This is a genomic window from Rhodomicrobium lacus (assembly GCF_003992725.1).
In the GTDB taxonomy this organism is placed as follows: Bacteria; Pseudomonadota; Alphaproteobacteria; order Rhizobiales; family Rhodomicrobiaceae; genus Rhodomicrobium; species Rhodomicrobium lacus.
The window spans coordinates 1,238,067-1,260,787 of record NZ_RZNF01000012.1 but is presented as its reverse complement, the minus strand read 5'-3'; the positions used below and the strand labels follow the sequence as shown (position 1 = coordinate 1,260,787).

The following is a 22,721-nucleotide window of genomic DNA, read 5'->3' as shown; positions in this document are numbered from 1 at the left end:
CACGCTTCGACTTTTTACACAGTCTGGACCCTTAGCGGACCTGCCCGTATCGACGCTCCGATCCTCGGGTGAAGGCCGATTCCGTGATGGGTTCAGATGGCGGCCGGATGCATGCGCGCAGACCTTCTTCGGCCCGGTCGGCGTCTGAAAGCCCTCGAGGAAGCGCTATGGAGATTTGAGTTGAAAGGCGGCCGCGACGGTAGCGAGCTTCCCCCTGTCTTGGACCGCGGCGGCCGCGATGCTTGCGGGATAAAGGGCCTGCGTGTAGCTTGCCCCCTCCGAGGCTCAATGCCGTTCCATCTCTCTGCGCTTTCGCTCGATCAGATCCCGCCGTTCTTGTTCGCTGAGTTCCCCCGCAGCCAGAACCTGAACGCGGCTGGCCGGGTTCTGCAATTCAGATTGATGAGCCCTTCGCGCCGTCTCCATGTCGTCTCTGGAGGGGGTGGTCCCGTCGCCGCCGCCAAAGCCGAGAACCTCCACGATGATGATCGTCGAAGCCCCTGCACCCTGGTTCTGCGATGGCTGGGCAGTTTGTGCCGTTTGACCTGCCGCGTTCGACGCTTCGGACAATCCCGATACGTTCGGCGCCTGAACGACAGGCACACCTGCCGCGCTGCCCGAAACCTGGAAGTTGTCGGCGTTGATGACGTTCAGGGCGGCAATACTGAGATTTCCGGCCACGCGCACGCCTGCGTCGCCAGCATCGACGGTGCCACGGGGCGCCAGCAGATAGACGTCTGGCGCTTTTTCTTCGACCGAGGGCTGGAACGCGGCGATACCGGCACCCGCAACGCCCGCCTGCTCGTCCACTTCACCGAAAAGGTTCCAGTCGAAGATCACGCTGATCGGCGGGAAGTTGGCCGAGGTCTTTGGCCCCTGCCCGGCATTGAGGTCGCCGTTCGACGACCACGCGATGATGTCGCCGCCATCTTGGGTGAAGAGGCGGCTCTGGTTGAGCACCAGGCTGCCGTCGGTGAAGGATGAGATCGAGCCGCCGCGCAGGGTGAGAATACCCTCCAGCCCGGTCGGGATCGAGTCGATCGCACTCGCCGTCAAGGCTGTCGACCCCCACGACATGCCGGCCATGCCGCCGTAGGTGTTGGTGACGTAGTTGCGCCGCGCGGCCTGTGTCGAGGTGCGCACCACCGAGCCAGCGATGATGTCGCCGCCGGGGCCCAGCAAGCGGATATCGCCGCCGCGCGTAGTTTGCAACGTGGCAAGGCGCAGGTCCAGATCGCCAGTGTGCACCCGATCTGTATCGACCGCACCACCTTCAAGGCTGTTCGCCGTGTAACCGTTCGCCGCAGGGAAAAGCGTGTTCACCGCTTCGTAGCCACGGCTGTATTTCAGGTAGGACGCGCTCGAGGTCACGGCCACCTGCTCAAGCTCGTTGAAGTAGACCTCCGACAGCAGGAACACGTGCTGTTCGCTCGCCGGGAGGCCGACGAAGGCAGCGTAGGCCTGGGTCTCGCTGACATCGGTAGTTCCAAAGGTCGAAAGCAGGAGATTGGCGTGGCGCTCCTTCATCCAGGTCAGAAGCTCGGTGGAATAGCCCTCCCAAGTCAGCGATCCGACATTGGCCGGGTTGACGTATTTCTCGCGAAAAGCAGTGTAATCGGGACCGATCGCGCCGAGGCCGAACATCACGTAGAGGTCTGCGCCACCGCCTGCCTCGTTCACGATGGTCTTCAGCCAGGGATTCCAATCATAGCCCACCGACAGCACGCCACCGCCGTAGTCGTAGGTCGTATAGCGGTAGCCGTCGTTGATATTACCGGTGCGGATCGTCACCGTCGCCGAGTTGAGGAACGGCCCGATGTCGCCGCCTGCCTCCAGGAAGAACGAGCCCGGCCCGCCGATCACGAAGGTGTTGCCCTGCAGCGTCGGTCGCGTCACCGCCTCCTGGCCGCCGACGGTATTCTTGAGCAGCGTCGAGGTGGCCGTGATGTCGCCACCTGCTGCGATCCGGGTGACGTCGGTCGCCGACAGATTCTGGCCGAAGAACATCATGTTGACGATGTCGCCCCCGGCTGTGATGCGCGCTGCCTTTGGCAACGACAGGGCGACGTCGGTGATGTCGCCCCCCGCCGCGATGAAGACGGGGTCGCTGTCGCCGAGATGGGTGATGTCCTCACTATGATAAAGCCTGAGCCACGCCTCGGTGGTCTCCGACGTCACGGTCGGGAAGATCAGCGCGCGCAGCGATGTCCCCGACGAACCGGCCCAACTATAAAAATACCGCGTGAAGAACGGCCCCGGCAGGTTCACCGGATCGGAATCCTCCATCGAGATGGTGACGGCGCCGATGTCGCCGCCGGCGACCAGCACCAGATTGCCATCCGCCACCGGCTCCATGAACAGGAAAGCGTTCTCGGAGCCATTACTGCCGGAATTGCCGAACGTCAGATTTCCAGAGAGCGCTGCAAGGGTGATATCGCCGGGCACCACCACGCCGTCGAGATAAGAGATATCGCTGGTGCGCCAAACGTCATAGGCCAGATCGCCGCCGGCGATGACCTTCAGACTCGACACCGGCGTGACCCATTGGCCGTAACTGCCGGAGAAAGGCAGCGCGCCGGCCCAGGCGATGCTGGCGTCGCGGCCGGCGGTGGCGCTGGCGGTGGCGTTGATCAGGCGCAGCCGCGTCGAGCGGTCGACGGTGTAATTCTTGGTATTAGAGGCGGTGCCGATCAGAAGACTGCCGCCGGCGGCCCTGATGTCGCGGACGGCATCGAGCGTGATGCTGCCAGACGTGACATAGGCGAGCCCACCGAGGATGTCGCGCCCGGCCGCCATGGTGACGTCGCTGTCGCCGAGGAACTGCACGCCCTTGGCCGTGGTGCCGTCGGCGTTGGTGACGGTGACGGTGCGGATCGCCGAGGTCGCCAGCACCGGCACGTCGTCGACGTCGCGGCCGGCCTCGATGGTGATGTCGCCGCCGGCGAGCGCAGCCACCCCGGTGGTGAGACCGGAGAGGACGACGTACTGGTTCGCGCCATCCGAGGATTCGCCGCTCAACCAAGCTGGCCGCACCGAGCTGTTGAGGTTGAGGATGTTGACCTTCCCGGTGGAGTCGAGGAGTGTCTCGGCGAGGATGCTGCCGCTGCGGCCGATCACGTCCCACCCGGCGCTGATCGAGATGTCGCCGCCATTGGTGAGATAGAGCCCGCTCGCGGTCTGCAGCCCGGTCAGGTCGACCGTCACCGCATCGCCGGTCAGGACGTCGGTGGCGGTTGCGGTCGGCGTGGTGACGCGCTGTCCGACTGTGTAGATTTTTTCCGCAGCAGCGGCGCTGCTGGAAGCCAGGTTATTGGTGAGGATCACGTTGCTGGCCGAGGCGATTTCAATGTCGCCGGTGCCGGTGCGCACGAAATTGCCGCTGGTCACCGTGACGGTCGAGCCGCCGGTGGTTTGCGACACTGCGGGCGTGTATTTCGTCCCTGCCGCGCTCGTGTAGGTGATCCACGTCGTCCAGTTCGGTGCGATCACCTCGGCGTAGAGCCTGACGGCGAGCCATAGCGGCATGTTCGCGCCATAACCGAACGGTCTTGAAGCGGTCGCCTGGTAGAACGAATAGTTGCCGTCGCCGTTCGCCGCCAGCCAATCCGCCATCTGCTTGATGGCCAAATAGTATCCCCAGGTCGAATTGCTCGCCGAATAATTGGACGGGAAAACGACATAGACATAGGTGTTTCGCGTGACGCCCGGATACGCGGCGAGGTAGGCGTTCAGGAAGGCTTCGGCATCGGTGGTCGGCGTGACAGTCGCAGTGGCACCCACCGTGACCTGGTTCGTCCCGCCGATCAGGATTTCGGAGTTGTTGAAGGTGAGCTGAACACCGCCGGACGAATAGGAATAGGAGACCGACCCCGACAGGGTCATGTTGGTCGTCACCGGTGTCGCGCTTTTCGTCACGCTCAGCGGCGCCGTGCTTGTGAGATCGGCGCCGCTGACAAGGCGGAATGTCGAGGATGAGACGCCTTCGACAAACGGAACGGCGTTCTCGAACGGATCGTTGGTGCCGGTGGCGGCCGGGCTGTTCGCGGTGGCTGAATAGGGCGCCGCCGTCGGCTTCGCCCCACCGCTCGTCGCATAGTAGTTCTTTCCGACTTCGCCCCACGCATAACTAATGCCCAGATCGAGGCTCATCTGCAGCACGTTCTGCGATGCCGGGGCCACGGAATTGCCCGCTGTCCAATCTCCCGTGTACAGAAGGTTGGACGTATTCGTGCATCTGTAGGTGCAGTCGACATAGACCACAGGCACGTACACGCCGCCGGAGCCGGCGGCGGCCGAGGTCAGGGCCCGGTAGGTGCTGTTGGAGGTGTCCTGGAACTGGAAGGTGCCGTCGCTGATGCGGTAGGTGCTCGTGATCGAGCCACTGGCCCGCAGGTTCACCGTCGGCGCACCGCCGCCGACCTTGCCGCCGGTGCGGTAGATCATCGAGGTATAGTTCGCGAGCAGGGCGTCTTCCTGGCCCGAGACGACATAGAGCGCGCTCAGGGCTGCATCGAACTTCATCAGGCCGGCGGCGAAGGCGCTGGTGGTGTCCACGGCGCCGGCCCCGAGATTCCAGTTCGAGGCGAGCGTGATGTTGCCGGAGTTGACCAGATCGACGCCGGGCGAGACGCTGAAGATCGAGCTCCCGGAGGAATCCGTCAGCACCGCGAGCCCGCCGAGCTTGGAATAGGCCGCCGACAGATCGAGGTCCTGGACGAAGCTCACCACCGTCTCGTGCGCGCCGGTCCAGTCGCGGTCGCTGAGGAAATTGAGGCCCGACGCCACCGTGGCGCCGAGGGTGCAGGTGCCGGCGCTGGTGCAGGTCGTCGTCCAGGTGTCGGCGTTGGTGGAGGCATTGAGCGTGACATTGGCCCCGCTGTAGGTCACCCCCTTGTAGCTGCCGCTCTTAGCGACGGTCAGGAGATCCCAGCGGCGGAAGCCTTCGAGCACCACGCTCTCGGCCCCGACCACCGAGGACGCCGAGGCGACGTCGACGTCCACGGTCTGCTTGCCGTTGGCGTCCTTGTACACCGGCGCGCGCAGCCGCAGCGTGCCGCCGGTGTCGCCTTCGACGTAGTAATAGCCGAGGCCGCTTTCGAGTTCGATGACGCGGTTGCTCGTATTCTTGGCGGACAGGTCGATCTTGGCTCCAGCCGCGATGGTGATGGTGCCGCTGGTGCCGGAGATCGCCCCGTCGGTGCTGGTGGAGGTAGTGCCGGTGATGAAGTCGGTGCCGAGGGTGATGTCGCCAGCGGACGCCTGGCGCGGATCGGTGGATTCGTATCCGTCGGCGTGGGCGTCGAGCCTCGCGGTCGAGGTCAGCGTGACGCCCTTGTTGCCCCACAATTCAATGTTGCCGCCGTTGACGCCGGAGGTGTCGATGGTGCCGGAGATGGTGACAAAGCCGCCGTCGGCGGTGAGCACCACCGAACCGGATTTGAGCGTCTGCCCAGCCGCGAGATCGAGATCGCCGGAATGAGTGTGCACCTCGAAGCCGCCGGTGAAGCCGTAGGTGCTGACCATCGCATTGAGCGTGACAAGGTCGATGGCGCCGCGGGTTTCCAGTGCGAAGGTGCCGCCCTCGCCATCGGTGCCCGCCCTGCCGTCGATGGTGCCGCCAAAGGTGACAGCGCCGGCGACGGCGGAGAGCTCCAGCCGGCCAGCGTCGCCGTCATCGCCCGCCACCGAGACCAGGGTCCCCGCCCCCAGCGTGATATCGCCGGCCGTCGCGGTGAGCCGCACCGTGCCGCCACCCGACGACGCCGTGGTCGAGTCCGTGGCATCGCCATAGCGGCCGGAATAGCCCGGCGCCTCGACCACCGCGCCGCCCGCGAGCGTGATGCCGCTCGCCGACGTCACCTGGACCAGTCCGCCGGTGGCATGCACCGTGGTGCCGCTGATCGCCACCGAGCCGCCCGTGATGGTCAGCGAGGTGCCGGGGATGCCGCCGAGGCTGGTGATATCGAGCGCCGCCGCGGCGGCGTTGTCGATCACGAGCGCACCGGTGGTGGCGAGGGTGAGGTCCGGCACCGCGCTGCTGCCCGACGAGCGGTCGCCGACATAGGGCGTGTGCAGCGTGAGCGCCGCCGAGCCGGCGCTGAACCCGGCGCTCTGGCCGGTGACATAGACGCCGTTTGCCGCCGTCAGCGTGACGCCGCCGCTGAAATAGTCCGTCGTGGTCTGCCCATAAATATAGTCTGTTTTGACCGCCGTGCCGGTCGGGAGGGCGACGTCCGGCGAGTTGGAGAAGGATACGGTGCTCCCCGCTGCGAGCTTGCCGTTCGATGCGACGGAAGAGTCGTAAACCGTAGCATAGGTCGTGTCACCCGCCAGGACGTAGCTACCAGGCACCAAGGTATAGGGCGCGCCGGCGATCTTGATCTCGGTGCCCGGCGCGATCTCGGTACCCGTCGCCGCCGCGGTCGGCGTGATGACCCCGGTGCCGGCGTAAAGCGCGACGTAGATGCCGGCCTGCAGCACGATGCGGGTGTCTTGCAGGAAATACTGCGTGTCCGAGAAATAGGTTCCGGCCGGGACGGTGACGACCGTATCGTACGAGAGTAGAGCGTCTACGTCGACAGTGGTGGCCGTCGTCGCCATCAGCCCGCCGGAGAACAGGAACTCGTCCGCCTCGATGGCGAGCGTTCCGGCATTGGCGGCGCAGCCGCTGCACGTGTAGCCCGCCGTGCCGGAATTGCCGAGGGTCACGGTGTCCGCAACGACCTTGACGGCGCCACCCTGGGTGCCGGTGAGGATCGATGCGTCGAGCTTGAGCTTGCCGAACTGATAAGTGCCGTCGGCGAAGTCGATCGAGGATTGCGAGCGCAGCGTGAGCTGGCCGCCGTTCTGCGTCAGGATCGCTTGCATCTCCGGGGTAACCACCACGCCAGTGTAGCTTGCATCCGTGATGCCGAGGCCGATGCGGCCGGCGCCGAGCGCGACCGAAGTCGTATTCTTAAGCGAGAGACTGTTCGAAATGCTCATGGTGCCAGACGAGTCGAGCATCACCGAGGTTCCCGACAGGGTGGCGGCGCCGACCGCGAGCGTTGCAGAAGTGGTAAAGTTGGTGCGGCTCGTCAGCCGTTCAGGTCCGTTTGCGACCCGGATGAGTGCGCCGGTGCCGAGCGTCGAGTTCTCTCCAAGCACATAGACGCCGGCGCGATTATCGGCCATCTCGCCGGTGGCGATGATCGCCGAGCCGTCGGCGATCGTGATCGATCCGGTGGAGGCCATCACGATTTCCCCCGCCGAAATGGCGTGGGCTGTGTCGTTGGCGACCGTGATCGAGCTGGCGCTCACAGACAGCGTGGTCGTGTCGTCCTCATTATCGGTGCGGGTGGCGCCGATCAGAAGACTTTCGGCGCCGAGGTTGCTCAGGCTCGATGCGGTGATTGTCAGCGTGCCGGCCGTCGGGGTTCCCGGCAGCTCGGAAACGATGGAAATCTTGGTGCCAGCGATGTCGACCTTGGCGCCGCGCCCGCCTTCCGCAGCAGCGGATTTCAGCGCCGCATCGATCACAAGCGTGTTGCTGGCGTTCAACACCAGTTGCCCGGCGTCGGTTGGCAGCGCAGACACCGTGGTGCCCGCGTCGTCCGCGAGTTCGGTGAAATAGGTGTTGCCCGATGTCAGCGCGATTGAGGAATACTTCTCATAGACGTCCTGGCTTTGGACTGCGAAGAGGTAGGTCGCCGACTGCGACGAGCCCGATAGTGCGTTGCCGTAGGAGCCGACGGTGAGCAAAGTGCCGTCGGCACGCGTGTATGAGCTGCCAAGCGTGAGCGATGTCGAGGCCGTTTGCCGGACCACGAGCACGCCGCCTTCGAGCGTCGCATATTTCGCGGGCAGAAGCGTGTACCATTGCAGGCCGTAGCCGATGTCGAGCAGCACGCGGCTGCCGACGCCCGAAACAGACGACAGTTCGGAATAGCCCTGAGAATAGACCGGATCGTAGGCCGCCACGGCGGCATCCGACAGACCGGGCACGATGGCATAGGCCTGCATGCAACCGGCATAGGTGCAGCCGTTGGTGCTCGTGTAGGCATCCTCGTTGGTCGAGCTGAGCACGTCGCGCGAGCCGCCTGTACCGGCGGAGAATTCGTAGGCCGTCACGTCGCCGCCGCCCGAAACGTTCACTACCGCTCCGGACGAGACCGTGATGTCGGTCCCCCTGAGGGTGAGAACTTTCTCCGGCGCGGCTTTGAGTGCGGAACTGCCGGTCGGGGTGAAGTACCATTCCACCCCATCGGTGGTCGTACCGTAGGGGATTATCAGGCCGTTGGCCGAAACCTCGGTGTAGGAGCCGTCGGCCAGCGTCAGGCTTCCTGTTGCCGCGAGCGTCAGACTGCCGAGCGGTACCCGGATCACGCCACCCTGAATGATGGTCGCGGCCGACACGGTGAGGCTTGCGCCCGCCGAATACGGCGCATCGGGCAAATCCGAGGTCGAGCGCGCAAAGGTGATGGTGCCATCGGCTTGGCCCGTCTTGATCGTCGCTGTCGTTCCGGTAGTCGGGTAAACTTGGGCCGCCGTGATCGAGAGATTGCCATTCACGTGAAGCAACGAAGTCAAGGCGGTTCCGACATCGGTCGTGTAACCGAGATAGGTGATCTTGTAGTCCTGCACGCCTGTCATGCGGAGGTCGCCGCCGCTGATCAGCTCTGTCGAGGCTACCGAACGGTCGAACAGCACGGCGCCCGTGATGTCGAACGCCTTCGTCGCGTTCAACGTGACTTTATTATCCGCCACTGTCCCGGTCGTGGTGCTCGTCAGCACATCCATTGAGCTGATGAGCCCGATATAGGGAGCCGTGATGGAAAGATGGCCGCCCGCACTCACGACCACCGCATTGGCGTTGCCGGTATTCGGCGTGGTGAGGGTGCTTCCGCTGTCATACGGTCGCGAGGCGACAAACAACGCCTTTCCGAGTTCGAGGCTAACATCGCCCTGTGAACCGAGAGTGCCGAGCGAAGCGAGCGTGGTGAAGCCGGCTGACATGATCTGGTTGGCGGCAAGTTCTCCCCTGCTGTCGGCAATCGATTGCGTCAGAACGACATCGGCGAGTTCGAGAATGCCGCCTTCCGCTGAGGAATTGCCCCCCTTTGCGCTGAGATTCGCTGCTGAGGAAATCGTGAAGCCGTTCGGTGCCGAGATCGCGCCCGCGTCGCTCCACACCTCCCTGGCGGTCAGCGCAGTGGCCAACCCGGTGCCGAGGCTGCCTGAAGTAGTGCTCGTAAGGGCCTCGCGATAAGTGTCGGACGTGCCGTCGAGGGCGACGCTAGCCCCAGCCGCGATGGTCAGTTCCAGGCCCGGCCGGAAGGTGTCGGCGGTGCTCTTGAGCGACGGCATATAGGAGTCGCGGTAAAAATTTGTCGTGGACGTGGATGCGCTCGCGAGCACGATCGAGCCGGCGTCGTAGACGATCCCGGTCCGGACCGAAGAGTCGACTACACCGGCGGCGTTTGTGCCGCGCGGGTTGATGACGCTCACGCCCGAAAGGTCCGTCACACTGCCGGTGGCAAGAACGACGCCGTCATCCTCGCCGAGGTCGCCGAGGAGATAGACCATCCCGTTCATTGCAACGACTGCGTTTGTCTTGCCGGCAATCCTGGACGCAGCCGTCTCGACGATGGTGCCGTCGTTCGAGACCGTGAACACATCATCGAGCGACTTGACCGCATAGATGGTTTCGTAGCCCGAGAAAACGCTCGGCAATGTCTGCGACTGCGCGATGCTGCCGCCCGGCAGGCGGATCGTGCCCTCGTTGAGAAGCTTCGCAACCGTCAGCGTGGCGGCTGGCGCGGCGACGATGGTGCCACCTGCTTCCACCTTAAGCTCCACCATGCCGTCGAGCTTCAGATTGACAGCCCTCTGATCCCAGGTGTCCGTCGGCACGGAGGCGGTAAGGATCGTATTGATATCCCCGCCGGTCGAGAGTTTGCGAAGCGCGGCCGCTTGTTCGCTGGTCAGGATGCCGGGCAGCAGCGCCTGAGATAGCGTCAGCGTTTCGTCGGCCTTGACCGTGAAAGTCTGAGTTCCAAGAAGCGCATTGTTTCCGCCAAGGCTTGCCCCCGTTGCGTCGACGAAAGTATTCTCAATCAGCAGCGTCTTGTAGGAGGTGATGTCGTAAGTCGAGAACCCTTTCTGGAAGAAGTCGAGCGGCAGCGCGGTGGCGAGGGCCGTATCATCGGCCGAGCCGCTACCGAACTTCACGTCCGGGGCCCAAAGCGTGAACGTGCCGCCGCCCGCAAATCCGGCCGCGCGGATGCTGTCCGGGTTGAACTGGACCGTCGAGGTGAGCTCTGTAGGATTGATCGGCGTCTGCGCCCAATATCCGGCGGCATACTCGTAATTGGCGCGGAACCCGCTCAGTTGCCCGAAATACTGGTGCAAGACATCGACGCCCCAGACGACATTCTCAGTCTGATAGAAGGCCGACTGATTGATGAGCGCGATATTGCCGCCGGTTCCTGACAGGTCGAGCGTACCATGCGTCTTCACCCGACCGCCGCCGGAAAGATCTATCAGCTTTGCATCGGCGAGCAGGATACTGCCGGAGACGTCGGTCGAGGAGGTAACGGCACCCGTCAGATCGTAGAGCTTCTGGTCGGTCACGCTCGCGGCGGACACCATGGCAATCGTGCCGCCGTCGAGATAGGCGGGCCCGGAAATATCGGATGTGCCCCAGTCATTCACCCAGAGTCCCGCTACGGACAGGGTGCCGGTCACTGTAATGTCGAACGACCCCGGCACAAGAGCGTCGTCCGCCGAATTGAAGACGGACCCCTTCGCGCCCACGTTTGCCGTTTCGAGAAGGATGGTGCCGCCCGCGGCCGTCACGGTGCCCGCGATTGTTATTGAACGCCCTGAATAGGCATCGAACACGCCGCCTGCGGCAAGACTGACCGTCGCTTTCTCATCAACCGTAATCGAGCCGCTGGTCCAGAGCGAAACCTGCGAGAGGCCGGACCCGGACAGAAGCTGATCCGACAGCACCGTCGTTCCGTTCCTGGCCGCGTAATCCGTTGCGGCTACCACGACGATGTCGCCGCCTGCGCCCAAGCCGCTGGTGCTGCCTTCGCCGATCTCCTGAATGAACAGCAAGCCGCCCGCGGGGAGTTCCGAGGCGGCCGCCTGCACGTTACGCAGATCGCCGTAGACCGAAGACGTTCCGGTGCCAACGGTACCCTCTGCAATCTGACGTGAGCCCGCATACGCGGTAGCGTACAGGGCGCCGTCATACGTTACCTGAGCAGACTTGATGGTCAGCGTTCCGGCGTCGCGGCCCTCGGTGTAAGAGGCGGTATAGGTGGAATTCCTCGCCAGCGGGGTCCAATATGAATCGGTCGTGCCCCAACGATCATTCGTCACCGTGTAGCTGCCATCGACCACGGCAACATAGGTATCGGAAAGGCTGGCGCTGCCGATGTCCACAAGTGCGCCCGAGCTTGTCACGAGCTTCGACGTCTTTACGAAGCCCGCCTCATAGGTGACCCAGCCACCGGAAATATCGATTACGGCGCCCGACTTCACCGTGACGCTCGGAACCAGGCCGGAAGACGTGACGCCGCCATTGGTGCCGAGGACAACATTGCCGCCCTTCGTCATGAGTTGGGCTGCCGTCACACCCACCGCCTCATAATAGGACGCTGCGGATATCAGCGGCGAGCCGATCCAGGCAACGCCGTCCTCGCGCACGCCGGACAGGCGCGCGTCGATCCAGACAGTCTCGCCGTTCAACGCGCTGGTCTGGTAGCCCCCCGAATCGGCAAGCTCGTTGCCTTTCAGAAGAATTTCCAGATTGTAGCTCGACAGCGAGACCGGTACGTTCTTCAGTCCGGCAACATCGATCGTCGCGCCGTCCTCGATGACGATGCTGCCCACCTTGGTAACATAGGAGCCGCCATACAAAACCGACAGCGCCGCGTCGTTGAGCGTATCGCCGGCTTCCTGCCCGATGGTGACGTCGCCGGACGGAGCCACGATCATCGCGCCCGATTGCATCGCTATAGTCGAGTAATAGGTGCCAATCCTCACTTGCGAGGTTTTGAAGGCCGAAAGGGAATCCTCGCTCTGCGGGATCGTCTCGCCGTTTTCGTCGGCGCCGACGAAAATGAGGCTGCCCGGCGCAAGCGTGATTTTGTCGCCAATCAGGTCGATCGTGCCGTTGGCCGAGACGCTCGTCGTCGCTCGAAGGATGCCGGAATTTGTTACCGTCGCGTAGGAATTGCCGAGGCTGATATAGCCGCGTTCCGCTTCGATAAGGCCGCTGTTCATCACGGTGCCGTAGGCGGATGAGACAAGATAGCCGCGCACATAGGGATCTTGGGCGGAGTCGCTGCCGTCCGAAGCCGCCAGGTATACGGATCCGTTCAGCCCGTTCACGCCGACAAGGCTCACCTGTCCGTCGGCCGCCGACAGCCAGCCCGCGTTGTTTACCGTCGGCGCCATCAGCAGGATCATGCCCTTGCTATCGCTGGTGATGGTGGCGCCGGCCTCCACCTTGATTGTGGCATCGCTCGGTGCCGCGGCAGGATCGGTCGTACCGGAGAAGGTCGTAGTAGAATTTCCAGAGGTATTGGCGGAGCCCGTCAGCCCGTACTCCAGAAAGTCGGCGTTGCGCTGGGCGATGGTTCGTTGCACGCTGCCGTCGGTCGAACGGCCGATTTCGATCGTGGAAGCAATCAGCGAGTGGACGTTGATCTGGCTTCCCGCGCCGAAAATGATGCCGTTCTGATTGATGACGAGAATTGTCCCGTCAGCCTTGATCTGCCCGAGGATCTGGCTTGGCGCGATGGAATTGCTGACGCGGTTGAGTGCAATCCAGCTGGTATCGCCCTTGCCAAGCGTGACTGCCGTGCCGCTAGACTCCTGGTTGAACGTCAGCGTCGTATCGCTGCCGACATTGAAACTCTGCCAGTTGAGGATCGCCCGGGAGTCCGTCTGTGTAATGTCGACGGCGACCGAGCCATCGCTTCCTGTGGTCTGCACCGGGGTCTTCGCGTTTACCCAAGTTGTCACCGGAGCTGCGACGCCGGGTGCAAGAAGCCCCGAATCTGGAACGAGGCCGCCGGTAACAAGCCCGTTCGCCACGGTGCCGCCCGATGCCGCGGCGCGCGCAGCTGCTTGCGCGGCTCGCATCGCCTGAATTGCTTGCGTCGCCTTCAGAAGAGAATTCTGCGTCGCGGTCGCGGCTGCCTGGGAGGAAGCGGCTGCGGCCGCTGTAGCCGCCGCCGCTGCGTCGGTAGCCGATGTTGAGCCGGTAAGCGGACGCGCGAGCGCGGGGTTTCCTGCCATGAGCGCAAGCATGCTCACGCCGGCAAAAAGCGCCACACGACGCGATCGGATGCAGGACAAGGCGGAGGGCGAGACGGAGCTAACAGACATGGCGGGTCTCTCGTAGGGGGGTAAGGCTGAGAATTCAGCATCTCTCAACCTTGTTGATCCGCCGACGAGACTGGAACCGAAGCTGCAATGTCAAAAAAGATGCTCAGCCAAGCAGAATGATGCCGCCGGGCAACTGTGTCGAATGCGCGCCGAAGATTTTTTCGATCTGCCCGACGACTCCGTCAATGTGCTCGACGCGAAATCTCGCATTGAGCCGCTCGCGCCCGAGAGCGCTGTTGGTGAGGATCACGGTGTTGTGGCAATAACGGTTAAGTTCCTTGACGACGTCGGAAATCGGCATGGCGTCGAAGACGATGAAGCCGTCTTTCCAAGACGTCACGGTTTCACCGTCCACTGCAACCGGAATCCCGACGCCCGAGGGCGAATAGACTACCTGATGGCTGGCGGGCAGCGCGAGGCTCGCCTGGCCGCATGCAACCTGAACCGTTCCGGCAAGACAGGTTACTTGCACCGAGCCATCGTTGCGCCGGATGTTGAAACGCCCGTTGAAAGCAACGACTTCGCCGCCCGAAGCCGATATCGTTACGGGAGCGTCAGCCCGCGACGACGCAGTGACCAGGGCTTCCCCTTCAACGAGTTCAAGACGAGGGGGCTCGCCGCCTGAGCTTCTTAGCGCGATGCTCGTCCTTGTATTCAGTTCAACAGTGACGCTTTCGGCCAAAGCGATGTTACGTCTTTCGCCCGCTTGCGTTCGATAGTCGGAGGCGAGTTCAGACCAAGACGGCCAGAGGCCGAGAGGCGGGCGAAGTCCGAGCAAGCCGACAGTTCCCGCCGCGGACGCAGCCAGGGCACCGCCGATGAACGCGCGCCGCCCGATCGCTGCACGCTCGACCGTAACCGCCCGGCGGCCGCTGACAGCGTTCGCTGGGGACTCTGGAAGCGTTTGCGTCGGATCAACCTTTTGCCAGATCCTGCTTGCTTCGATGAAAGCTGCGCGATGGTCGGCGCTGAGGGCGACCCAGTCTTTCAATGCCTGAAGGTCTTCCGGACCCGCTTCGCCCGACACGAAACGAACCACAAAGCCGTAGGCTTCGCATTCCAGCTGTGTCGGGTGCTCATCGTCAGGATCCAAAAGCATCAGAGGTAGAACCGCATTCGTTATTTTTGTGATCAAGTTAATCCTGATGGTTCCTTGGACCAAAACGCTGAACCACGTTTTTTCCAAGACGTCTGCCGCAGTGGATCAACGCGGCCCTGAGTTCCCTTTCAACCATCCGCTGCGAAACCTCAAGGGCAGCGGCAATTTCACGAATAGGTATCTGCTCAACCCGTGACGCCAGCAGAATCGCACGGCGGCGGGGTGTCAGCTCCGCCAGCACCTCGTCGAGTAATTTTGCCTCCGACCGCGCCACTGCGATTCGTTCCGGATCCGGGGAATCGTCCGCAATGTCGAGCGCCAGAAGTGCCTCGTCGAGGGTCACGGTTTTGCGCTCGGCCAAAACACGCTTGAGCGCAATATTCCGCGCCATACGCAGAATATAGGCGCGGGGTTGCTTGACCGGCTCGCTGGGAGCGCAGCTCTCAAGTCTGAGCCAAGCGTCCTGCAACGCCTCGTCCGCCTGTTCCTTCGAGCCGAGCCGACGCGCGAGAATGGTCTTCAGCGTATCGTAGTCGAGGACGAGGAATTGGCGCAGAGTTTCCCTGCTGGCGTCGTTCATCGCCTCCTCTCCAGCGAACTCATGCGCGCATTCCCGCTGTCATCGTTGCGTCGCTCGCAGGTCGCCGCCGGTACAGGGTTGTCTTGCCCTGACGTCAGAAAATACGATGAGGTTGATTGGCTGCGGCATGCCGCGTGGCGGAGCGCCGATGCCGAGTCCCACCAGCGCCTCGGCCAACTTGCCCTTCTTTTCTTCCGTTTCCTTGCCGGGGCTTTCCGCGCGGATGACAGATCCCGTGGGGGCTATCCAGATGCGAACGGCTTCTTCGGCGGCGGCTGTGGCCGTGCCGTTACAGAGAAGCTCCGAAATGCGGTGCTGGACCTTGGCGAAATATGGTTCGTATACAGAAAGCCCTTTGGTTTGCGCCAATGCCGTCGCCTGCGGCTTTATGGTCAGCGCTCCGGGAGAGGTTCGCACGGCTTCGAAGCCGGTGTTGCGCAGGAGGACGCGCATGGCTTCATTAGGCGTATACTCCCCCTCGACAGCCGTGGATCTGCTGCCGTCTGCATGGGCCGCCTTGTAGTAAATTTCGATACCCGCCGTCTTGCTGAAAGCAAGGAGAGCGTTGGCAAGCGGTTGGGCGGGGATGCTGAACGAGTAAGACGCTTCAGACGTTTCGCCCCGGCAATGCAAAGGCGCCAGAAGCGAAGCGGCCATACCGAAGGACAAGGCGAGAAAAGCGCGGGTTTGCACTTCTTTAAACGAAGTCAGGGCTCTCATCCCCGCCAGCCCGCTGACGCAATCAAGCCGCCCATGATGAACCGAACTCGCCGAATTCACGGTCGCGCAAGCTTTGACCGAATGCTTAAACTCAAGCTTTCTCGTAAACCACGAACATAATGGTTTTATGACATATATAGTTTGAGTTTTCGACCACTTCGCATCGAACGCCCGGATGCGTGTAAATAAAAGCAGATATTTCTGTTTACCTTTGCGCAGCCGCTTTCATGGCGATCGCCTGATTTACGGTTTCTGCGAGCGCTCCGTTCAGGGCAGAAAGATCGGGATGTCTGACGGTGCCGCCGAAGATTTGAGGCTGCTGCCAGTTCCCGCGCTCCCCGAACGTTGCGATTGGAACGGCGCCCGCAACCGGATGGCCGCGAGCCTGAAGCCGTGTCCGAACCCTGAGGCAATAGGCGACGGACAGATGTGAAAAGCGCGTCTCACCATGACCCGCTCGATATTTCATCGTAGCGGTGCAGAGATCGCCCGAGGCAAGACGCCAGGCCCGAGCGAGATAGGCGACGCCGTAGTGAATATTTGTCTCCGGAACGGCCAGTTCGGCAAGAGTGCCTGCGAAGCCCATCATTCTTGCTGTGGAGGGAAGCACCTGCATGAGGCCGATCTCGCCGTCCCGCCCAACGACGTCGGGGTTGAAGCCGCTTTCGGTATGCATCACGGCCTCCGTAACTTCCGGCGGAAGGCCTGCGGATTTCGACTCGCGCTCGATGAAGGTCAGCAGCGTCTGGTAGGAGACTGTACGTCGAATGGCCCCGAGGTTCATCGGCGGACGGTTGGCGGTCGCTCTTGTTGTCTCTGTGGCAGTCGGTTCAGCCGCAGCCGAAGCGATTGCCCCACCGCAAGCATGAGTTGCCATGACGGCTGCCGCAGACAGGGATGGAAGCCTTAACGGCGACGGGCCGTGTTCTGAGCGAAGCGGCATAACGGCCTCACTGGCTATGGGGCAAGGAGAGCTTTAGGAGGACAGGTTGCAGAAGGTCGGAAGGCGGCGCCTCGCCAGCGGAAGCACGCAGAAGTATCGAGCGCAGCGCCGTTGCGCCTTCCGTGCTCACGCCGTCGAACTCGATGCGCTCGACGCTGCCGCTTGGGTCCACCCACACCTTTGCAATGATCGGTGAGACTCGTTCCGTACCCGCCAGCACATTGTAAGCATGCCGTGTCTGCTCATCGGAGACCGCGAGCCGTTTTTGCAGGTCGTCGCGAATCTTGCGGGCGAAGTCTCGCCAGGATAGCGGTGCCGACGCACCGGCAGTGACGGACGCCGGAGCAGCAGCTTTCACTTTCGTGTCCGCCGCCACTCCGGTCAGGGCCGCCGCAAGGAGAATGCAGGTTGTCTCTCTGACGCGCGTCATGCCTCGTTCCGGGGCTGCGTGGAGGCAGAAACACCGTCGACGGACGGCGCAATCTTTGCGACTTCCGCGCGGAGCCAGGGAACGAACTGCTGCACGAGACCATCCCAGATTTCGATCTGAGATCGCAAGTGGACGGGCGTGATACCGCCGGCAACGGAAAGGTCCTGGCAGAAGACGAGGAAGGTTTGACCCGGCGCGGGCGTGTCGAGAAACAATCGGCCGAAACGACGCGACCGGTTCCAGTCATTGACGAGATCCAGCGGAAGCGTTCCCTGAACGGCGAAGAGCACCAGAAAAGCGACATCTGCGAAACGGTCGGGCGCTCCTGCAAAGCTGTTGCCGGGGCGTATGTCGAAAGGAAGTCCGTTCGTTGCCGAGCGCAAGAAAGTGATCTGGCCGTCAGTCAGCGTCTCGACGCGGTAACCGATCGACTGGAGAATCTCCCGCAGCGTTTCGATCGTGAGGCTGAAGAGGGCGTCGGCCGGAGCAAGGCCGGAGATTTTCGTCTGTGTTTCCCGATCGTTTTTCGTTTCAGGGATGTGGGTTTCCGTGGTCATGGCGGTTCCTGTGATTTTCCGGGCATTCGCCGGCCGGCAATGCCGGCCGGCGCCTCCTGGGCAAGGGGAAGGTCAACGCGTGGCTTTCGTCTCGGTCGAACTGTCGAACACTCTTGTAAGGGCGAGTTCGTTCACCACGAGACGGTTCTGTTCGATTACCTTCGCGATGTAAGCGCGACGAAGCGCCTCCGCGCGTTGCGCGCGGAGGCGCTGAACGAGTTGATTGCGGACAGTCGCAAGCGGGCGCGTTTCGGAAGGTTTGGTCTCGAGCAGCTTCACGATATGCCAGCCGTCGGCGAGTTTGATCGCTTCGGTCACGCCGCTCTCGGAAAGACCCGCTACTTGAGAGCGGATCTCCGGGAGCAATTGCGATTCGGCAACCCACCCGATTTCGCCCCCGCGCTCGGCTGTGCCGTTCTGTTCCGTCGCCTCATTGGCAATCGCGGCGAAATCCGCCTTCGGCTGCTTCAGCCTGGCCTGAATGTCGGCAATCTTCCTTTTCGCCTGTTCTTCCGCGGCCTTGTCGGCGGTTGCCGGAAGAGAGACGAAAATCTGCGCGATCCGGTAAAGGCGAGGGACGACAAATGCGGTCTTGTTCGCGTCATAAGCCCTCTGAATCTCGGCTTCGTCCGGATAATTCGCCGGAGGCTGCGAGACGGCCTGAAGATACGTCTCAACGATTGCATTGTCGCGCAGACGATCGAGTTGCGCCGTGACGACGGCTTGCTCCTGCCACTTCTTGTCGGTCGCTTCCTTGAGGAGAAGCTGACTGGCGAGTATCTGCCTGACCGCTTGGTTCAGTCGGGCCGGATCGCTTACCAATTCAGCCTGATCTGAGGCGCTCAGGCCGCCAAGATATGAGCGGACATCCGAGATGGTGATGTCGCGATCGCCGATACGGGCGACCACGTCTTCGCTGCCAGTGGAACGCGGTGCAGATGCCTTGGGCGAAACGGGCGACGCCGGTGTAAGGGGCGTGGCAGGTGCAGCGGCTACCGCCTTGGGCGGTGTCGGTGGCTTCGGAGCCTGAGCCCACGCGGGAAAGATTGTGGCGAGAAAGGCGAAAGACACAGCGCTCGTAATTGCTGCGGTGCGGCTTCGCCCGTCGCGTTTCGGTGTATACAGTAAAAAAAACGACATGGTAACCTCACGGATCGACTTTCTGGTTCAGAACCTTGTCCCCAAACTCCTGGAGGAAGCTCTGTATTTCAACGCGTCGATAGCCGACTATCGGCTCTCTTGCGATAACTACATCACCGAATGTGACACCTTCATAATGATAGAGAAGCTCGCGTCCAATTTTTACGAGTTCCTTGTTTTTTAGCGTGCAGGTTTTCATGCTCGCTTTGCAGCTGTTTGCATCGGTCTCGAATTTCGCGCGTTCGGCATCCTTCGTCCGCGCAACCGTTGCTGCTTCTGCGTAGGCTTCCTTCCACTTTTCGAGCGTCTGGTTTCTCTCTTCGAGGCGCTCATTGAACTCCTTGACGGCGGTGCGATAATCGGCTTCCGCCTTCTTCGCGATTTCCTTGGCCCGGGCCACATCGGCCTTGAGCGCGTCGCGGGCGCGAGTCGTTTCCGTAAGCTGCGCCTGCATTGAGGTGCGCTGATCCTCAAGCGAGCGAACCTGCGTCGTGAGTGTTCTCAAAGCCTCGCGCAGCCGATCAACTTCAGAGTCTGCGTGCGCGGGCAGAGAGAGCGCTGCGGTGGCAAGAGCAACAACAGCGAGCGGAAGCTGCGCTTTCGAACGGTCGGGGGAGTTTTTCATGGTCAGAACTTCGCGTTGAGATCGACCTGAACCACGTCGACAGCATAGGGCGCGCCGCCGACAGCATCCGCGCTCATCCACTTCGCCGAGGCGGAGACGCTTTTGGTAAATGCGAAATTGCCGCCGATGAAATAGCCCTTCAAATTTGTTCCGCCGAGGCCGAAATCGCTGTCGACGAAAGCATCAAGCGTCGCATCGGATTCGAGATACTTGTAACCGACATTCACATTCCAGTCCCCGAAGGCTTCGAGCTTCTTGTGACCGACGGTGAGGCGGGTGAGCCAGCCGATGTTGCCGCCGTCGTACCTGCCGTTCTTGAGGTTGTTCTGCACTTGTCCGTCAGCGACGAGCGTATCCATAGCTTTACGGTCGAACGCCGTGTTCCAGACGAATTCGCCATCGAGCAGGATGCTTATCGGATGGAAATAGCCGAAATCGACCCTGCCGGCGAAGACGGCTGGCCTGTATTCGCTTGCGAGCCCGAAATATTGAGGCTCGGTGGTAAGTGTTGCATCAGAATGCTGAACATTGCGCAGCTTTATGTATGTGTTACCCTTCTGCGCGAATGAAGGCCGCAAATGATCGGTGTCGCAATCCTTCGTTTCTTCAATGTAGCAAGCGCTGGACCGCCGTCCCTGCACGTTGCTGAAGTCGAAGAGGCCCGCTCCAACCGTCAACCCGGCAGTCTGCGTAGCCTGCCAGGTCAGGCCGGTTTGCGCGCCGAAAAGGTATTTGTCTTGGCTGTCGTACTTGGTGGTTTGCGTCGACGAAAAATCGAGGCTCGTATTGAAGATCGGGAATGCACCAGCCACGAGGAACGGTGTGAAATCCGGCACGATTTCACGGCGGGCCGTGATCGAAGCGCCGTCGAAACCAAGGTCGCTGTCCCAGACAAGCTCTGTGGGGGACCAGAATGGATTGTCGAAACGACCGAGTGTGATCGCAACCGAACTCAGCCGTTCCGGAGCGCTGTCCTTGTAACCGTAATAGCCGTCTCCGGTCCCGGTCAGGCTCGCAAGCGGGTCATATCCAGCGTATGGCGCGAAACGCGAGTGCCTGAAGGGCTCCCAGCTTATCGACGCGCGGTCGAGCCAGACTGCGTATTTCGAAAAATTGCCTCCCGAGCCCCCGAGCGTTTGATTGGTGGAGACGGGCGAGTTGTCCGAACCCGTCGCGAGGCGGATGTTTGTGGTAAAGCCGTCTCCGAGATCGGCTTCCGCGCCGATGCGGGCCCGAAGGCGATAGCGCTCCCGGTCCTTGCTCGTGTTCAGCAGCGGTGCGTAGTAAGAGTTGCCTGAGGAAAGGTCATAAGGCGAACCGGTGTTGATCGCGTTGAAGTCGAAGATCTGCCCGGTGGAGTTGTAGCCTCCAGGAAAAAACTGTCCTTCATAGCGACCTCGAATGTCGCCATAAACGCGCACGCGCGAAGCCCATTCCGGGTATTTGCCGGGCGACGCCCAACCCTCTTTTTCGGCTTTCGCCATCACTTCCTTGCGTACATCCTCGCGCAACTCGCGCTTGACCACCTCGGGCACGTAGGTGACACGCCGGCTGCCGGGAGGGTTTGCTGCGGACGCGGCGGCTGAAGCGGCCTTTGCGGCTTCGTCGGCCTTCGTCGTGGCACCCTTAGCCGCCTCGCGCGACACATAGGCCTCGTCTTCAGCCTGCTTGATCAAGGCTTCCGCCTGCTCGGGCTTCAGCACGCCCTGAGCAACAAGCGCATTTACCAGATTGACGGTTGCGCTCGATGACGTCGGTTTTTTCTTCGATACACTTGTCGGATTTTCTTCGGTTTTCTTGACGACAGAGGTCCCGCCCGGCGCATAGCTCTGCGCCAGCGCCTGTCCCATTCCTGCCACGCAGAGCGCCAGCATTGAAACCGTTGCGAGCGGCGCTCGCAGTCGGCCCGCGAAAGAGTTCACGTCAAACATTAGTCCCACCCATCGATTAAGTGCCGTCAGATTTCGTTTGCCCCGTAGTCTGTGCGCCGCCGTCAGCCTGATCGGCGCGCCGTAATTCGAGCCACGATCGGCATCGGCATGTCCGACGGTGGCGGTTCGCGAAGAGCTATGCCCGGTAGCACTTCGCTGCGGATGGCCGCGTCCACCTCAACGTCGCCCGTCGAAGAAACGAGCTGGACGCGGTCTATGCGGCCGCTCCGGTCAGCCCAAAGGCGGACCTGAACCTGCAGAATGACGTTGCGCGTCTTCGGGTTCTGTCGGAGAGCGGCCTCGATCTGTTGCTGCACGATGGTGGCATACCAGCCCCAGCGGCTGCCGCCGCCACCGCCGCCGAGAATGCCCCGGCCTCCCGGCTTGCCAGCGAGATTGAAAGCATCGCCCGGGCCTTCGGCGGCCTGGTCCAGTCCCAACGGTCCATCAGGCGGCGCGTCGCTCGCTTCCGGCGGCGCGTCCTTCGGTTCTTCAACCTGCGCCTCCTGCTTGATCTCGGGCTCGACCATTTTCGGCTGCTCGATCATCTCCTGCTCTGGCGGCGATAGCTGCTGCATGGGCGGCGGAGGAGGCGGCGGAGGAGGCGGCACAACGGCGACGATCGTGAAGTCCTGCACCTTTCGAGCTTGCGGCGTATCTCCGGAGAGAAATAACGCGAACACGGTCGCACCCACGAGCAACGCACCGAGACCCACGGCTATTGCCGGTCCATGTCTGCGAGCGAAGGACTGCTCGCCGCTTTCGAGCGCGTTCTCTTCAGCTTCAGTCAACTGGCCGTAGGGATCGCCGTGTACGCCCTTGCTCTCGTCGGGCAAATCGCGCGGATCGGTCATGACAACCCCCCCGTCTGGCGCTGTTTCTCTGACATCGTCACGACGAGCCTCATTTCACGAGCGGCTTCGTTGCAAGACCAACCTGCGTGATGCTGAGGCGGCCTAGCAGGTCCAGCACATCCATGACGTTCTGGTACTGGGTCTGCGCGTCGCCACGTAGAACCACCGGAAAATCGGGCGTGAGAGCCTTCTGTTGCACGAGCCGCTGTTCAAGTTCCGTCAGCGTCACCGGAATGGTGTCGAGGAAGATCTTGCCGTCGTTTCCCACGGTGATCGCCTTCGTGGTCTGCTGAGCGAGGCTCGGAGCAGCGGACGCCTTTGGAAGATTGACCTTCATTCCCTGCACCGTCGCCGTGGTCATCACGATGAAGATGATGAGCAGCACGTAGGCGAGATCGAGCATCGGCGTGACGTTGATCTCGTCGTAGGGCTTGTTGTCGTCGGCCTGAACCTGCATGG

The 22,721-nt window shown here is 62.2% G+C and carries 12 protein-coding genes; all 12 read right to left on the bottom strand.

The features are described 5' to 3' along the window. Positions 1-285: 285 nt before the first annotated feature. Positions 286-13,383, bottom strand: a complete 13,098-nt coding sequence (locus tag EK416_RS15235) for a filamentous haemagglutinin family protein (protein WP_127078968.1) — start codon at positions 13,381-13,383, stop codon at positions 286-288. Between the two features lie 103 nt (positions 13,384-13,486). Next, positions 13,487-14,482 carry a FecR family protein gene (locus tag EK416_RS15230; RefSeq protein ID WP_127078966.1) on the bottom strand — a complete coding sequence of 332 codons (996 nt, stop codon included), beginning with the start codon at positions 14,480-14,482 and terminating at the stop codon, positions 13,487-13,489. A gap of 37 nt (positions 14,483-14,519) precedes the next feature. Continuing rightward, on the bottom strand, positions 14,520-15,062 hold the full coding sequence (locus tag EK416_RS15225; RefSeq protein WP_127078964.1) for an RNA polymerase sigma factor: 543 nt from the start codon (positions 15,060-15,062) through the stop codon (positions 14,520-14,522). A 39-nt stretch (positions 15,063-15,101) separates the two neighbouring features. Continuing rightward, positions 15,102-15,782, bottom strand: a complete 681-nt coding sequence (locus EK416_RS15220) for an STN domain-containing protein (RefSeq protein ID WP_127078962.1) — start codon at positions 15,780-15,782, stop codon at positions 15,102-15,104. Positions 15,783-15,987: 205 nt separating this feature from the next. Next, the gene (locus EK416_RS15215) at positions 15,988-16,659 is read right to left on the bottom strand and encodes a lytic transglycosylase domain-containing protein (protein ID WP_127078960.1); all 672 of its coding nucleotides are present in this window, start codon (positions 16,657-16,659) and stop codon (positions 15,988-15,990) included. Between the two features lie 73 nt (positions 16,660-16,732). Beyond that, positions 16,733-17,155, bottom strand: a complete 423-nt coding sequence (locus EK416_RS15210; protein WP_127078958.1) for a hypothetical protein — start codon at positions 17,153-17,155, stop codon at positions 16,733-16,735. Continuing rightward, complete coding sequence (locus EK416_RS15205) at positions 17,152-17,712, bottom strand: YbjN domain-containing protein (protein ID WP_127078956.1); 561 nt, start codon at positions 17,710-17,712, stop codon at positions 17,152-17,154. The genes EK416_RS15210 and EK416_RS15205 overlap by 4 nt, the downstream gene beginning before the upstream one ends. A 72-nt stretch (positions 17,713-17,784) precedes the next feature. Further along, positions 17,785-18,852, bottom strand: coding sequence for a peptidylprolyl isomerase (locus tag EK416_RS15200; protein ID WP_127078954.1), 1,068 nt, complete (start codon positions 18,850-18,852; stop codon positions 17,785-17,787). Between the two features lie 7 nt (positions 18,853-18,859). Then, positions 18,860-19,558, bottom strand: a complete 699-nt coding sequence (locus EK416_RS15195) for a coiled-coil domain-containing protein (RefSeq protein WP_245434072.1) — start codon at positions 19,556-19,558, stop codon at positions 18,860-18,862. Next, a complete protein-coding gene (locus tag EK416_RS15190) occupies positions 19,480-21,408 on the bottom strand; it encodes a putative porin (RefSeq protein ID WP_127078952.1) in 1,929 nt (642 codons plus the stop codon). Before EK416_RS15190 ends, EK416_RS15195 begins: the two co-directional genes overlap by 79 nt. A 62-nt stretch (positions 21,409-21,470) precedes the next feature. Then, entirely contained in the window at positions 21,471-22,262 is a 792-nt protein-coding gene (locus tag EK416_RS15185; RefSeq protein WP_127078950.1) for a TonB C-terminal domain-containing protein, read from the bottom strand. Between the two features lie 49 nt (positions 22,263-22,311). Then, positions 22,312-22,719 (bottom strand): ExbD/TolR family protein, encoded by a 408-nt coding sequence (locus EK416_RS15180; protein WP_127078948.1) that lies wholly within the window; start codon positions 22,717-22,719, stop codon positions 22,312-22,314. Positions 22,720-22,721 lie beyond the last annotated feature (2 nt).

Excerpts from the sequence above, each read along its gene's own strand:
- EK416_RS15235 (WP_127078968.1), bottom strand. The coding sequence starts at position 13,383 with ATGTCTGTTAGCTCCGTCTCGCCCTCCGCCTTGTCCTGCATCCGATCG.
- EK416_RS15230 (WP_127078966.1), bottom strand. The coding sequence starts at position 14,482 with ATGCTTTTGGATCCTGACGATGAGCACCCGACACAGCTGGAATGCGAA.
- EK416_RS15225 (WP_127078964.1), bottom strand. The coding sequence starts at position 15,062 with ATGAACGACGCCAGCAGGGAAACTCTGCGCCAATTCCTCGTCCTCGAC.
- EK416_RS15220 (WP_127078962.1), bottom strand. The coding sequence starts at position 15,782 with ATGAGAGCCCTGACTTCGTTTAAAGAAGTGCAAACCCGCGCTTTTCTC.
- EK416_RS15215 (WP_127078960.1), bottom strand. The coding sequence starts at position 16,659 with ATGGCAACTCATGCTTGCGGTGGGGCAATCGCTTCGGCTGCGGCTGAA.
- EK416_RS15210 (WP_127078958.1), bottom strand. The coding sequence starts at position 17,155 with ATGACGCGCGTCAGAGAGACAACCTGCATTCTCCTTGCGGCGGCCCTG.
- EK416_RS15205 (WP_127078956.1), bottom strand. The coding sequence starts at position 17,712 with ATGACCACGGAAACCCACATCCCTGAAACGAAAAACGATCGGGAAACA.
- EK416_RS15200 (WP_127078954.1), bottom strand. The coding sequence starts at position 18,852 with ATGTCGTTTTTTTTACTGTATACACCGAAACGCGACGGGCGAAGCCGC.
- EK416_RS15190 (WP_127078952.1), bottom strand. The coding sequence starts at position 21,408 with ATGTTTGACGTGAACTCTTTCGCGGGCCGACTGCGAGCGCCGCTCGCA.
- EK416_RS15185 (WP_127078950.1), bottom strand. The coding sequence starts at position 22,262 with ATGACCGATCCGCGCGATTTGCCCGACGAGAGCAAGGGCGTACACGGC.
- EK416_RS15180 (WP_127078948.1), bottom strand. The coding sequence starts at position 22,719 with ATGCAGGTTCAGGCCGACGACAACAAGCCCTACGACGAGATCAACGTC.